The sequence below is a fragment of the Planctomycetia bacterium genome (assembly GCA_034440135.1).
Classification (GTDB): domain Bacteria; phylum Planctomycetota; class Planctomycetia; order Pirellulales; family JALHLM01; genus JALHLM01.
On the sequence record JAWXBP010000033.1, the window covers coordinates 1 to 14,676 of the forward strand.

Genomic DNA, 14,676 nt, shown 5'->3' on the forward strand with positions numbered 1-14,676 from the left:
CAACAGCCGGTAATGTTCGGTGAGGCGACTCATCGATGGCATTCTCGACTACAGGCTGCGCACAGACTACCGATCACCCATTAAAATTCCGGAAGAACCGTAGAAAATAACTCGCCATCGCCAGCAACCAGCAACCGCGGTCACAGGCGTTTCGGCAATGGATTTTGGTTGCTGGTAATCACGATGATTTGTGCGTGGATGTTCGTGCTAGCGATTATTGAACCGCGCGGCGTAGTGGAGTAGCCTCACGCCCCGACGTTTCACGGAATCGCCTCACGCGGTCGCCCAGCCCGCGTCACGGAGCATTTCTTGCGCTGCGTTCTTGCCGCAGGCCCCCATCACGCCGCCGCCGGGATGTGCTGCGCTGCCGCACAGGTACAGTCCCGAAACCGGCGTGCGGTAGTCGCTCCAGCCGGCGACGGGGCGCATGTTGAAGAGTTGATGCAGCGGCATCGCGCCTTGAAAGATGTTGCCGCCCGTAAGGCCGTAAGTGCGTTCCAGATCGAGCGGCGAAATCACCTGGCGATGCAGGATGGAACCGGGGACGTTCGGCGCGAACCTTGCGATCTCCGCCACGCAGCGATCAGCGAACGACTCCTTGATGTCGTCCCAGTGGCCATTCGCCAGTTTGTACGGCGCATACTGCACGAACAACGACAGGATATGATGCCCCGGTGGCGTGATCGTCTTGTCGACGGACGTCGGAATCGTCATCTCGACAATCGGCCGCTCCGAGGGGCGGCCATACTTGGCGTCGTCGTAAGCGCGCTCCAGGTAATCGACGGTGCAACCAATGTGAATCGTACCGCGGTGTTGCGGCTGCACTTCCTGATTGCCCGGCAAACAAGTGAAGTTCGGCAACTCGCTCACCGCGAGATTGATCTTCATGCTGGCGCTGGCATAGTCGATACGTTTCACCGCTGCCAAAAAGTCCGGCGGCAGGTCGCTGGGCGCGAGCATCTTCTCGAACGTTAAATGCGGATCGACACACGACGCCACGCGCTTCGCGCCGATTTCTTTCCCGGACGTCAGCTTCACGCCGCGCACACGGCCGTTGTTCGTCAGGATTTTTTCGACGGGCGAATCGACACGGATTTCCACGCCCACGGCTTGCGCCGCGCGCGCCATCGCCTGCGTGAGCGCACCCATGCCTCCTTGTACGTAACCCCAGACGCCCCGCGCGCCGCCGGCGCTCCCCATCACGTGATGCAGCAAGACATACGCTGTACCGGGCGCGGAGATTGGTTGGAAGTTGCCGATGATCGCATCGGTGGCCAGCGTGGCCTTGAGCACGTCGGACTCAAACCAACGATCGAGAATGGTCCGCGCGTTGCCGGTGAGGATTTCGAGCGCCTCGGGCAGTTGCGCGCCGAGGTTCGACATGGCCTGGTACAGCGACCAGCCCCGCTTGGCGTCCGTGATCCGCTTGCCGAGACCGATCTTCCGCCAGGTCTCCGGGAGCGGCAGCAAATCCGGCGGCGTGCTTTCCAGGACCGGGGCCAGGCAGTCGGCCACGCGGGTCAGCAAGTGCTCGTAGTCGGGATAGCGCTCCGCGTCGCGCGCGGAGAATTTGCCGATCTCGCGCTGATTGAGCGCCATGTCCCGGCCCATGAACAGGTGCCGGCCGTCCTCCAATGGCGTGAACGATGAAGGATTGCGAGCGAGCACCTTGTAGCCGTAGTCGGCCAGCCGCATGTCTCTTTCGATGTCGGGTAGCAATAGACTGACGACGTAGGAGGCCGTGGAGACATTGTAGCCGGGCCACAGCTCTTCCGTGACCGCCGCGCCGCCGACCAGGTTGCGGCGCTCCAGCACGAGCACCTTCCAGCCGGCTCGAGCGAGATAGAACGCGGTCACCAGGCCGTTGTGGCCGGCGCCGAGGATGATGCAGTCGTAGGTCATGGGAAGGCTGAGTAGGGAGCGAGTGTTTGCCGGCCAATTTGCGAACCGCAAGTATAGGTCGGCGCGGAAAAGATCGAAGGGCAGTATTGAACCGGACGAACCACGTCGGAAGCGCTTCCCCGCGGGCGGTCGAAACGCTCCGGTCGGGCGGTCCGCGCTCTTTTATTCAGGCTGGCGGGGACTTAAAGTGTCTGGGGGAATCGCCGTCGACGTCGGTGTCAAAAATGGGCGTCGGGGCGTTCCCGTCACTCGCCGCGCGGGACGATTCCATTCCCCGCAACCACAGCCGCATCCCATCTCCCATCGCAGCGCGACCCAACATCGTTCCAAGGAATGCCTCATGGAGTGCTCGCTTCGGCGGTTTCGCCGCACCTTGCCGCTTGTTTCCCTGGCTTGCTGGCTGGCGTCGCCGATGGCGATGGCCGCCGAACCGCAGGCCGATCGAGGCGGCGTTGCGGCGACCGATGCCGCGGGTAAGTCACTGAACCTCGACTTCGAAGCAGGCACGCTGGACGGTTGGACCGCCGACGGGGAAGCCTTCGCGAAGCAGCCGGTTCACGGGGACGCCGTGGCCGCGCGCCGCAGCGACATGCAGAGCCAACATGCCGGCGAGTACTGGGTCGGCAGTTTTGAAGTCGGCGGCGATGCGCCCCAGGGAACCTTGTCGTCGGCGCCGTTCGCGGTTGCCGCACCGTACTGCAGCTTTTTGATCGGCGGCGGTAGTTCGCCCGCGACGTGCGTGGAACTCGTGCTCCAGGATGGCGGCCAGGTGATCGCCCGGGTCACGGGGCAAGATACGGAAAACCTGTCGCCGGTGGCCGTCGACCTCACCAAGCATGTCGGCCAGCAAATCTTTGTGCGGCTGGTGGATCGCCAATCCGGCGGCTGGGGGCATATCAACTTCGATGATTTTCGCTTCCATGCCGAGAAGCCCGATCTGCCGGCGCGGAGCATTGCCACGGCCATCGATATCTATGCTCACGCGGGCTTGAATCCCGCGGACGCCGCCGCGGCGATGACCGTGCCGGCGGGCTTCAAAGTCTCGCTGTTCGCGGGCGAGCCGGATGTGCAACAGCCGATCTCGCTTGCGATCGACGATCGCGGGCGTTTGTGGGTGGCAGAGGCGTACGGCTATCCATTGCGTCAGCCGGAAGGAGAAGGCAAGGACCGCATTCTGATCTTCGAGGACACCAACGGCGACGGCGCGTTTGATACCCGCAAGGTATTCATGGACAAACTGAACCTGGTGAGCGGCCTGGAACTCGGCTTCGGGGGCGTCTGGGTCGGTTCCGCCCCGCAGTTCTTGTTCATTCCCGACGCCAACGGCGACGACACGCCGGACGGCCCGCCGCAGGTGTTGCTTGATGGCTGGGGCTATCAGGACACGCACGAGACATTGAACTCCTTCATGTGGGGCCCGGACGGTTGGCTCTATGGCTGCCATGGCGTGTTCACGCACTCACGCGTCGGCAAACCGGGCACGCCAGACAATGAGCGCGTGCCGATCAACGCCGGCATCTGGCGCTACCATCCGACGAAGCATCAATTCGAGGTCTTCGCCGAAGGGACGAGCAATCCCTGGGGCGTCGATTTCAACGATCAAGGCCAGTGCTTCATTACCGCCTGCGTGATCCCGCACTTGTATCATATGGTCCAGAATGGGCGTTATCTGCGTCAGGCCGGACAGCATTTCAATCCGTACACCTACAGCGACATCGACACCATCGCGCTGCATCGCCACTGGATCGGCGCGACGCCTCATTCCGGCAACAACCGTTCTGACGTCGCCGGGGGCGGGCACGCGCATTCCGGCGCGATGTTCTATCTCGGCGGCGTTTGGCCGGACGAGTATCGCGAGAAGTTGTTCATGAACAACATTCACGGCGCGCGATTGAACGTCGATCAAATCGCGCGGCGCGGGTCCGGCTATGTCGGCGATCGCTCGCCGGACTTTCTCTTTGCGAATGATTCCTGGTCGCAGTTGCTCTATTTTACCTACGGGCAAGACGGCCAGGTCTACATGATCGATTGGTACGACGCCAATCAATGCCATCACGGCGATGTGCCAGGCCACGATCGCTCCAACGGCCGCATCTTCAAGATCAGCTACGGTGACGCCAAACCCGCGCCGGCGGTGGACCTCAAATCGTTGCCATCCGGAGAACTCGTCGAACACCTCGCAAACAAGAATGAGTACTTCGCGCGCCATGCGCGGCGCATTCTTCAGGAACGGGGATCGAATCCGCGCGTTCAACAGGCACTCACAGAAGTGGCCTTTGGCGAGGGGGAAGAACGCGTGCGACTCAGGGCGCTCTGGGCCTTGCAGGCCATCGGCGGGCTGAATGACCGGTTATTGGTACGCGGGCTGCATAACGTGGGCGAGTATTTCCGCGCGTGGTGCATTCAATTCGCGGCCGAGGGGGGCTCTGTATCGCCCGCCATTCAAAAAGAACTGTTGGCCTTGGCAGCTACCGATTCGTTCCCCGTGGTGCGGCTTTATTTGGCGAGCGCGGCCATTCGCCTGCCGGTCGACTCCGGCAAGGAATTGGTCGGCCGTTTGCTGACGCATGGCGAAGACGCGAACGATCACAACTTGCCGCTGTTGTATTGGTACGCCGCGGAACGCGTGGCTGCGAATGATCCCGCGCAAGGAATGAAGTATCTCGCGCAGACTAAGATTCCGCTGGTGCGCAATTACTTGATTCGCCGGCTAACGCAGTTGCGTGACGATACGATTCTCGATTCGCTGATTTCGAACACATTGGCCGCCAAGGCGGTCAATCCCGATGACGACGCGACGGTGTTGGAAGCACTGCGACAAGGCCTCGCCGGACGCCGGCAAGTGGCCATGCCGAAGGCCTGGAGCGCGGCCTATGCCCGACTCACGAAATCCGACAACGCCGATGTGCGCAGTGCGGCCGCGGCCTTGGCGTTGCTTTTCGGCGATGCCAAGCAACTTGGTGCGCAACGCGAAGTATTGCTGAGCGACAGCGCTTCTGGCGAAGAACGCGCCGCGGCGTTGCAGGCGCTCGTTAATGTCCGCGCCGACGGTTTGGCGAAGGACCTGCAAGGCCTGATCAACAATCCCGCGTTGGCCGAAGCTGCTCTGCGAGCGCTCGCGTCGTACGACGATCCGAACACGCCTGGCGTCGTCTTACGAGCCTACAGCGGACTCAGCCAGAACGCCAAACGGGCCGCGCTCAACACGCTCTCCGGCCGAGCAGACTACGCCGTGGCCTTGCTCGACGCCGTAGCGAAGCAAGAAGTACCGGCCACCGATTTTTCGGCGGAGATTCTGCGCCAGTTGCGCAGCCACGAGGATCAGCGCGTGCAGGATGCCATCGCCAAGATCTGGGGCGCACTCCGCGATACCCCGGAAGATAAGGCCGAGTTGATTGAACACCTCAAGGACCTGCTCACCTCGGCCCCGTCGTCGGCCGGCATCGCCGATCCGTTCCTGGGCCGGGCGATGTTCGACAAGACGTGCAAGCAATGCCACACGCTGTTCGGCACGGGCGCCAAGGTCGGTCCCGAGTTGACCGGCTCGAATCGTGCCGACCTCGATTACTTGCTCTCGAATATGGTCGACCCGAGCGCGGTGATCGGCAAGGCGTACCAGGTGCAAGTCTTTGCGCTCGCCGACGGGCGGATCATCAACGGCATCGTCACCAACGAGGATGACAACAACGTCACGGTGGTCAACGCCGACGCGACGCTCGTGATTCCGAAGGAAGACATCGAAGACCGCGCGATGAGCGAAAAATCGATGATGCCGGACGACCTGCTTTCGCAACTTGGCGAGCGCGAAGTGCGTTCGCTGGTCGCCTATCTCGCAGCGCCCGCGCAGGTGCCGGCCGCTGCCACTCCGGAGACCGCGAGCGCGATTTTCAACGGCAAGGATCTCACCGGCTGGACCGGCGATACGTCCGTCTGGTCCGTGGAAGACGGCGAAATCGTCGGCCGCACGGAAGGTCTGGAACACAATACCTTCCTGGTGAGCGAAATCGCGCCGGCCGATTTCCGCTTGTCGCTCGAAATGAAGCTCACGCCGAATGAAGCCAATTCCGGCGTCCAGATTCGCAGCAAGGCGCTCCCGGACGGCGAGATGCTCGGCTACCAGGCCGACGCCGGCGCCGGTTGGTGGGGCAAGCTCTACGAAGAAAGCGGCCGCGCACTCCTCTGGGACAAGCCCGGCGAGCAGCACGTCAAGCCGAACGAATGGAACAAGTACGAGATCGTCGCCGTCGGCAGCCGCGTCCGCACGTGGATCAACGGCCAGTTGTGCGTTGACCTGGACGATCCGCAAGGCGCACGCCGCGGCGTGATCGGTCTACAGGTTCACTCCGGGGGGAAAACCGAGGCGCGGTTCCGCAACTTGAAGCTAGAACTCCTCGACCCGCCGCACGGCGAATACGTGCCGGGCAAGCCGCTTGGTCCGGCCGGCGAAGCCCGCACCGGCGAGATTAAGTTCAAGAAGACGACGATCGAAGAGAAGTTCCGCAGCGAAGGAGTCGCGATGGGAGACTTCAACAACGACGGCCTGATCGACATCGCCGCCGGCAGCGTTTGGTACGAAGCGCCGGAGTGGAAAATGCACCCGTTGCTCGAAAAGGCCAATGAGTTCGATAAGAAGACTTACGGCGACACCTTCTGCAATTGGGCCGAAGACCTCAACAACGACGGCCGGCAGGATTTGATCGTCGTCGATTTCCCCGGCAAGCAAACCTGGTGGTTCGAGAACCCTGGCTCGACCGGCGGCGTTTGGGCGCGGCATGAAATCGTGCCGGTCACCGGGAATGAAAGCCCGCAGTACCTCGATATCAACGGTGACGGCCGTCGGGAACTGATTTACGGCGACGGAAACCAACAGTTGTGCGTGGCTTCGCCGGCGGAAGACCCGACGGCGCCCTGGAACGTGCGCGTGATTTCGCTGCCGAACGCGCCGGGTACGCAGCAGTTCTCGCACGGTCTCGGCTTGGGCGACGTCAACCGCGACGGCCGCACCGACATCGTCGTGCCGGAGGGTTGGTGGAGCGCCCCAGAGGAATCGACGGACGCGCCCTGGGTGATGCACTCCGCTCCGTTAGGCGAAGCCCAGGCGCACATGTACATCTTTGATTTCGACGGCGACGGCGACCAGGATGTCGCCGGCAGCAGCGCCCATCGCCGCGGCGTCTGGTGGCATGAACAAACGCCGGAAGGTTGGAAGACGCACGAGATCGATTCCAGCATCGCACAGACGCACGCCATGTGCTTCGTTGACATGAGCGGCGACGGCCTGCCAGACCTCGTGACTGGCAAGCGTTACTACGCCCACAACGGCAACGATCCCGGCGAAGATGAGCCGGCGCTGCTGGCCTGGTACGAGCTTTCCCGCGAAAACGGCAAGCCGAACTGGCGGCAGCACGTGGTCGACCGCGACAGCGGCGTCGGCACGCACTTCGAAGTCTACGACATGAACCGCGATGGGTTGTTGGACATCATCGTAGCCAACAAGCGCGGCGTGTTTTACTTCGAGCAGTCGCGGGAATAACATAGCGTAGTGGGCATCCGTAGGAGGCGTCTCCCGACGCCGATGGTTTTGAGCCGTGCCATCGGCGTCAGGAGACGCCTCCTACAGGGCCATCACGACCGTGAGGCATTTCTCATGTTTGGCCGTTTGTTGCGATGCGTGCCGTTGCTTGCGTGCATAGTCACTTGCTTCGCTGGCGGTGTCGCTCAGGCGGGAATGCCGCGGGTGCTGTTCGACGAAGTGCCGCGCTACTTGGCGCTCACCGACATGAGCCGCACACGTCTCGAGGCGATCTCTTTCTTCATCTTTGTCGGGCTGCTAAGCGCCGCCGCGATCCGCTATATATGGAACTCGCTGCAACGCGACTTTCCGCGACTCCCGCACCTGACCTATAGCAAGGCCGTGGGATTGCTGATGCTCTGGGGACTCTTGTTCGTCCTCGTGCTGACCATGATCTCCGGCGCTCGCGAGCTCATGACACCTGGCGCATGGGAGCCAAACGGCGCGACGTACCGACTGCGATCGGAAAAGGACGTCGCGGCCAACCCGGAACCGCTACCATGAAGTACGCGCGGTGGGGAATCCCGATCGCCTTGATCGCCGGAGTCATCTATGGGGCACAGCGCTTCGACGGAGTTCCAGTGACGGAAGTCGTCGGCACGCTGCTAGTTGGTTGGTGGAGATTCCTCGCCCGCGTCGTACCACAGCAGCACATCAATTGGAGCGGCGTGGCGACCGCGGTGATTTGTCTGCTGCTCTTGGCCGTGGGCGCGCATCGGTTCGTGAGCTGGTTCTACACCGCCTGGCAGTCCACGGGCGACGAGTCGCCACGGCAAGGCTCGTGGCGGTTTCGTTGGACTGCTTACTTGCTCGGCCTGGTCGTGTTGACGTTCGCCGCCGGAACGGCCTTCGTCGGCGTGGTTCATCAGGTCATTTGGCTCGCCCGATCGCCCTCGCCGAAGACGATCATGGCGCCCTCTCTCGGTGGCTATACATACACCCCCAACCAGTTGAAGTACATTGGTCTTGGGCTACACAGCTATTCCCGGACCTTTGGCGACTTGCCACGCGTAGCGGACGGCAGGCACAGTTGGATCTCGCCTATGTTGCCCTATATGGTTATCAGTAACAGGGAGTATGACTTTTCAAAACCTTGGAACGATCCGGCGAACAAATCGATTTGTCAGCGCCCCATCATCGATTTCCTCAAAGGAGACGTGAGGGAAGACATCCGCAACAAAGATGGCTATGCCGTCAGCCACTTTGCTGGCAACGTACATGTGTTCGCCCGTGGCGGCGATACGAAGGTTCGCATGGAGGACTTGCCTGGCTCAACGCTGCTCGTGGGTGAGGCGGCCGGCAACTTCCGCGCTTGGGCGGACCCCGAGAACCTGCGCAATCCACTGATCGGCATCGCCACTTCGCCGGACGGCTTCGGCAACACGAGCGGCAGCGGCGCCTATTTCGTCGAAGCGAGCGGCACCGTTAGATTCATCAACCGCGATATCGCTCCGGAAGTGCTTCAGGCGATTTCATGGCTACGCCAAGAAGCCAAGTCGAGCGAATGACGAATGTCGCAGCTCGAATGACGAATCAAATCCGAATGACTGAATGACGACGCGGTGTCACTCCGTGGTACGGCACAACTTTGTGTCCGTCATTCGCCTTTAGTTCTTCCGACTATACGCCTGACTGATCGTCGGCCGTGGCACGTGGATTGGAATCGGTTCCATGTCGAACGGAATGCCGATGATGCTTTTGGGCATCAGCATTGCCGTGCCTTGGGCGCCTTCCACGGAGTTCTTGGACTTGAAGCGATTCATGATTTCGTGCAGGCGCGGATTGATCTCGATTTTGCCGTCGGCTCGTGGCGTGCCGACTGAGTCGAAGCTGCCCACGGTGACGATGCTGGCGTAGCGGTCGTGGAATTCGTAGGCCTCGTAGCCTTTGGCGCGGAGCGCGACCGCCATCTTGTGGGCCATCATGGTCGACTTGGCCAGACTACTGCCGAAGTCCGCCTCTCCTTTTTCGATCGCACGCACTTTGTCTTGGCGAATCTCGGACTTGCCGCGGAACGTCGCGACCTGAACCGTGTACTTGCCGGGGCACTCGAGCAGGCTGTACTCGGCCGGCTTGTTCCACTCGATCACTTCGGGATCGACGCCCCCTTGGGGATTGAAATACTCGTCGGGGATTAACGGATTGGCGGTCAGAAACGCCGCGCTCATCGGTCCGCGTTTCGCTTCCTGGCCCGATTCCCAGCGGCAGATTTCGCGCCAGTTGGCGAGTTGTAGATTGGTCGGCTTGCCATCTTGAATTACAATGGCGTCCGGCGTCATCGTCTTGATGCGTCGCAATGCCTTCTGCGCGGACTCGTCCGAGGAGTCCTGGAAGTCGCCGACCAGCACGGCGAACTGTTCGCCGCCGTCGCGCTGATAGCGGAACTTGAGCGGCTTGTTGTATCGATCGATGCCGCGCCCTTCGGCTTCCTTGAACTCGAACTTCATCTCGTGCAGGTATGCCGAGAGCTTATAGCGCTTGCGAAACTCCAACACGAGGTCCTTGGCCTGGCGCTCGGCCCCGTCGCCAGCGAACGAAGCCGCCATGATCAGCCAGGGGCCCTGATCTTCCGTGAGTTGGTAGTCCTTTTCGGGATCGGCCTCCACGCGATGCGTGGAGAGCAGCCGCGACCAAGGGGGATCCGCCGCCACGGACGTCGGCGCCAAGAGACAACAGCCGCACAACAGCCAGGGCATCCACTTCAACGTCATGGCGATTCGCACTCCCGCGGCGATGGTTTGGATCGCGAAATTCCCCTCAGGGCTGGGGACGTTAGCAAAATCGCTGTGGTCGGTGAAGAGCGAATCCAGGGCGATTTGGGTTCGCCGCGACGGCAAATCTCCCCACTCCCCCTCGCTGGCGCTACGAGCTAGTATGGATGGTTCGCAACTTTCGCGGTTCCCAACAGAAACCAACGTGGCCAGGTCCAATAACAACAAGAAGCCGGCCCCGGTCGATCGCGAGCACGACAATGAGCGGCTCGTGGCGAACAATCGGCGTGCGCGCCACGATTACGAAGTGCTCGAAACGCTCGAGTGCGGGATCATGCTCGTCGGCAGCGAGGTCAAAAGCCTCCGCGCTGGCACGATCTCGCTGGAAGAGGCCTACGCGCGAATCAAGGGGAGCGAGGTCTGGCTGCTGGGCTGCGAGATCGCCGAATACGTCCAGGCGAATCGGCTGAACCACGTCCCGCGCCGCCCACGCAAGCTGCTGCTGCACAAGCGCGAGATCCTCAAATTCGCCGGCAAGGCCACGGAAAAAGGCCTGACGCTGGTGCCGCTCAAGGTCTACTTCAAAGAAGGCCGCGCCAAAGTCCTCCTCGGCGTCTGCCGCGGCCGCAAACTGCACGACAAACGCGACGTCCTGAAAAAGAAGGACGTCCAACGCGACATCGAACGCGCGATGCGCCGCCGTTAAATCCTCCTATTTCGCGCTTTCGCCATTTCGCGTTTTCGCGATTCAATAGCGTTAGCTCTGTTTCATCGCGAAAGCGCGAAATGGCGAAAACGCGAAAGGGAGGAGTTAGAATGCGGGGATGGTTGACCCGAGCGAAGTGCAAATCAATGTTGAATCGCCGAGGCCCTGCCAGCAAAGGCAACATTGGTGGGGCGTTCTTGGAGCAGTCATCGGCTTCCTCGTTGGCCCCAGGTTCCTAGAGTTGGCTTTCTCACCGGCGGACGATGAGTTAAACCCAATCTACGGTGCTTGCATCGGAGCCTTCATCGGCTTTGCTCTGGAGCGAAAGCACTCGCCTCGGGTCGCGCGACCTGCCCTTTTCGGAGTAACCAGTGCTTTTGCCGGGCTTTGGCTCGGTGAGCGAATGCAGGTTACCGGCAGGGACTGGCGATGGGGCGAAGACGAAGCGCTGCTGTATATCTATGGAATGTGCATCGGCGCTGGGATCGGCTTTGCAATTGACGTTGCCACAAGTAAGCGAAGTCAAATGCGCTGGCTGCCTAACTTCAGCCTGCAGACACTTTTCGCGGCCTGCTACATCGTCGCCGTTCTGATCTACATCGTCCGAGGATTGCTCATCATACACGGATGGTAGGCGCTACTTGCTTTTCGGCGCCAGCACCACAGCTCGCCCCGATGCGCTCCCCACGCCGAACACCACCAGCGTGCCGATCACGCCAGCCAGGGCGGTTGCCAGGAGTTCATTCTGGATGCCCGGCAGGAGATAATCTGGCAGCGGGGCGAAGGCGAGCGTTCCTTCCGGCCAGGTTACCCAGGCCGACGCGACGTGTTCCAGGCCGTCCGGCGAGGGCGATGCCCAAGGGGCCAGGAAGGCGGCGACGCCGACGGCGGCTGCGAGGGCGATGGCCGCGCCGCGTCGTGATCCGGCGGGATTCGCGCTCCAAAGTTCGACGGCCGCGAGCGCCATCGCCGTGATCAAGGCCTCGCCGATTCCGATGCGGGCGTGGATTGCCGTCATTGGGCCGAGTACGTCGGCAAAGGCGGCCGTGCTGCCGAGCGACCAGATCGCCGCGCAGACAACGCCGGCGGCCACGATCGAGCCCCAAGCCGCTGCGGCAGTGGTCAGCAATCGCAGGACGGGATTCGTTCCGGTTCGCGTGGAGATTAAGTGCCGCAGTGCGGCCCCGCCCCAGGTCGCCACGACGCCCATGGTGAGGATGTTCGCGCCGAGGGTGCTCAACCCGCCGTCGCCCGCCAGCAAACACTGCACGACGAGCACCAGGGCCATGGCCAGCAAACCCAGCCACGGTCCCAAGAGTGCTCCGGCCAGGACGCCGCCGACCATATGCCCGGAAACGCCAGCCGCCACGGGGTAGTTCACCATCTGCACCGCGAATACGAACGCGGCCACCGCGCCGAGCTTTGCCGGTTGCCAGTCGCCGGCCGATGCGCGCGCCTGTTTGACGGCATAACCCGTCGCTCCGGCCGCTAACAGCGTCGTCACGGTGCAAGTCAGGTTGTCCAGCGAACCAGCGGGCAGGTGCATAGCGAAACTCCGGCGCAATCATGTGGAAGATGCCCAATTCTCCCGCAACGCACAGCGAACTTCAATCCCACTCACGGCCAGCGAAATACCGTCAGGAAGGCGATGGACCGGTGAGGCAAACCTTGCGGGCCGAACCGCTTCGCGCAATCACGTAGTAACTTCCGCCCACTTTACCGAAGTTCCAGAACCCCGCCGCAAACGTCCGACGTTTTCTAGTAAGCGAAGTCGTTCGCAGGATTTCACCACGGAGGCACGGAGAACACGGAGGGGAGGATTGGGAATAACGAAGTTCGAAATCTGAATGTCGAATCAAATCGGAATTTCGAATGACTGAATGCCTGTTGTGGCGGATCAACATCGCTAGCCAGGCATTCGACATTCGAGCTTCGACATTGATTCGTCATTCGGATTTCAAACTTCGTCATTCCTACTACCTCCCCGTCCTCCCTCCGTGTTCTCCGTGCCCTCCGTGGTGAATCCTCTGAGTAAGCCCCGATCGTACAGGCCAAGGATCGGTCATGCCATTCCCGAAACGGAAAGCGGAGCCGAAAGTCCGCGCCACGTTGTACGTATCCGCCCAGCTGCTGGACGAGGCCCGCAATGCCGCGGTGCATCTCGCTGGCTTTCCCGCCCGGCTGACGCTGACCAAGTTGGTTGAAGCCGCCCTGCGCGAGGAGTTGGACCGGCTAAAACGCACTTACAACGGCGACCGTGACTTCCCGCCCCGCGAAGAAGACCTCCGAGGCGGGCGGCCGATTGCCGCCTGAAATGCGATGAGCAGCGTGGCCCAGGCCGTGCAGAAAGCCCCGTCGGAGCGCGAGCAATTGCGCCGCCGGCTGTTGGAGTTGATCCTTAAACGCGAAGCGAAACGGCGCCAGGCGTCGGGAAAGCGAGCTGGTGAGTAGCCGCGCACCGGGATGGATCGCGATCCTCCTGATGGCCCTGCCGAGCACGGCGCACGCCGAGCCGGGCAATTGGGTCAGTGATGCGCTGCGCGCCTGGCCGATTCTGAACTTGCAATCGCCGGCCGCGGGACCGCAAGAAATCCAGGATCCCGCCCTCAGTAAGCCGCATCCGGCCGTGGCGCGGATCATCGTCCCCGAATCGGACGGTACGACATATGGCTCCGGGACGCTCGTCGACGTCCGCGGCGACTACGGGCTCGTCGTGACGAATTGGCATGTTGTCGAGGCCGCCAAAAGGGAACTTTGGGTCGAGTTCTCGGACGGGTTTCGTTCGGCCGGAAAGTTGCTGAAGGTCGACCGCGACTGGGATTTGGCCGCGATTGCCATTTGGAAACCAAACGCACCGGCCGTGACGCTGTCGCAAATTGCGCCGCAGCCGGGCGACCCGCTGGTGATCGCGGGGTACGGGAATGGGCCGTTCCTCGCTGCGCGCGGCGAGTGCTTGCAGTACGTGACGCCGAGCCTGGAACTGCCGATGGAAATGGTGCAGGTCTCCGCCGCGGCGCGCAATGGCGACAGCGGCGGACCGATCTTCAATGATCGTGGCGAACTAGCTGGCGTGCTCTTCGGCACGGGCGAAGGCGTAACCAGCGGCAGTTATTGCGGGCGGGTGAATCAATTCCTGGCCTCAGTGCTGCCAAAGTCGCCGCCGCAGCCGGTGGAGCAACCTCAAGCGGCTCCAACCCAGAACTCCCAATCCAGTGCCGACGGTTGGTCCGCGCCGTCCATCGCCGCAGCCGCCGCGCCTTCCACCATTACGGTGAACGAGGCCGCATTCGCGCCACCGGCCACGGTGCAAGACTTCGGACTCTCGGTCGCCACGCCGCCGCCGGACATCGCGCAACTTGAAATGGCCGACGCCCCCGTCGCATTAGAAGTTGAGGGATCGAATCCAGCGGACGTCGAACCGTCTGTGAAAGCGTCGGCCGACAGCCACGAGTCCATGTCGCAAGAACTGGAACCCGCTCCGACGGGCTCGCCACGCGTTAGCCAGGAGTCGCCGCACAGCGAGGTCGATTGGCTTTCCCTGTTCGGCCATAGCGCCAGTGAACGACTGAAGACGGCGCTCGCCATCGTTGGCCTCTGCACGCTGATTTGGCACACCGTCCGCATGGTCGGCGGCACGCGGAGTCCGGCAGCGACGTAGTCGACACACTAGCGCGTAGCGCCAGCGAGGGGGAGAGGACGACGGTGATCGCTCGAGGTGAATGGCAGGTCGAACTTCCGCGTTGCTAAAATCGGACTCGATCGCAAGTGTACGGTCCGCTTGGCGT

At 62.0% G+C, this 14,676-nt stretch carries 11 protein-coding genes; 8 read left to right on the top strand and 3 right to left on the bottom strand.

Annotated features, from left to right (window positions below):
• Positions 1-273: 273 nt before the first annotated feature.
• A complete protein-coding gene (locus SGJ19_01625) occupies positions 274-1,902 on the bottom strand; it encodes an NAD(P)/FAD-dependent oxidoreductase (GenBank protein ID MDZ4778935.1) in 1,629 nt (542 codons plus the stop codon).
• A gap of 340 nt (positions 1,903-2,242) precedes the next feature.
• Between SGJ19_01625 and SGJ19_01630 the strand changes: the two genes are divergently transcribed.
• From SGJ19_01630 to SGJ19_01640, 3 genes are all read left to right on the top strand, one after another.
• Complete coding sequence (locus SGJ19_01630) at positions 2,243-7,435, top strand: PVC-type heme-binding CxxCH protein (GenBank protein ID MDZ4778936.1); 5,193 nt, start codon at positions 2,243-2,245, stop codon at positions 7,433-7,435.
• A 114-nt stretch (positions 7,436-7,549) separates the two neighbouring features.
• Positions 7,550-7,978, top strand: coding sequence for a hypothetical protein (locus tag SGJ19_01635; protein ID MDZ4778937.1), 429 nt, complete (start codon positions 7,550-7,552; stop codon positions 7,976-7,978).
• A complete protein-coding gene (locus SGJ19_01640; protein MDZ4778938.1) occupies positions 7,975-8,982 on the top strand; it encodes a hypothetical protein in 1,008 nt (335 codons plus the stop codon). Before SGJ19_01635 ends, SGJ19_01640 begins: the two co-directional genes overlap by 4 nt.
• A 99-nt stretch (positions 8,983-9,081) precedes the next feature.
• On the opposite strand, the gene SGJ19_01645 is transcribed toward SGJ19_01640, so the two are convergent.
• Positions 9,082-10,311: a hypothetical protein gene (locus tag SGJ19_01645; protein ID MDZ4778939.1), complete on the bottom strand. Its 1,230-nt coding sequence runs from the start codon at positions 10,309-10,311 to the stop codon at positions 9,082-9,084.
• Between the two features lie 79 nt (positions 10,312-10,390).
• Between SGJ19_01645 and smpB the strand changes: the two genes are divergently transcribed.
• Together smpB and SGJ19_01655 are read left to right on the top strand one after the other, a co-directional pair.
• A complete protein-coding gene (gene smpB / locus SGJ19_01650; protein ID MDZ4778940.1) occupies positions 10,391-10,891 on the top strand; it encodes an SsrA-binding protein SmpB in 501 nt (166 codons plus the stop codon).
• Between the two features lie 118 nt (positions 10,892-11,009).
• Positions 11,010-11,525: a hypothetical protein gene (locus SGJ19_01655; GenBank protein ID MDZ4778941.1), complete on the top strand. Its 516-nt coding sequence runs from the start codon at positions 11,010-11,012 to the stop codon at positions 11,523-11,525.
• Between the two features lie 3 nt (positions 11,526-11,528).
• Here the strand turns inward: SGJ19_01655 and SGJ19_01660 are convergent, their stop codons facing one another.
• Positions 11,529-12,437: an energy-coupling factor ABC transporter permease gene (locus SGJ19_01660; GenBank protein MDZ4778942.1), complete on the bottom strand. Its 909-nt coding sequence runs from the start codon at positions 12,435-12,437 to the stop codon at positions 11,529-11,531.
• A 518-nt stretch (positions 12,438-12,955) separates the two neighbouring features.
• Here SGJ19_01660 and SGJ19_01665 point away from each other — a divergent pair.
• Genes SGJ19_01665 through SGJ19_01675 form a run of 3 tightly spaced genes read left to right on the top strand, consistent with a single transcriptional unit; the run spans position 12,956 to position 14,549 of the window.
• A complete protein-coding gene (locus SGJ19_01665; GenBank protein MDZ4778943.1) occupies positions 12,956-13,204 on the top strand; it encodes a hypothetical protein in 249 nt (82 codons plus the stop codon).
• Positions 13,205-13,210: 6 nt separating this feature from the next.
• Positions 13,211-13,342: a hypothetical protein gene (locus SGJ19_01670; GenBank protein MDZ4778944.1), complete on the top strand. Its 132-nt coding sequence runs from the start codon at positions 13,211-13,213 to the stop codon at positions 13,340-13,342.
• Complete coding sequence (locus SGJ19_01675; GenBank protein ID MDZ4778945.1) at positions 13,335-14,549, top strand: serine protease; 1,215 nt, start codon at positions 13,335-13,337, stop codon at positions 14,547-14,549. The genes SGJ19_01670 and SGJ19_01675 overlap by 8 nt, the downstream gene beginning before the upstream one ends.
• Positions 14,550-14,676 lie beyond the last annotated feature (127 nt).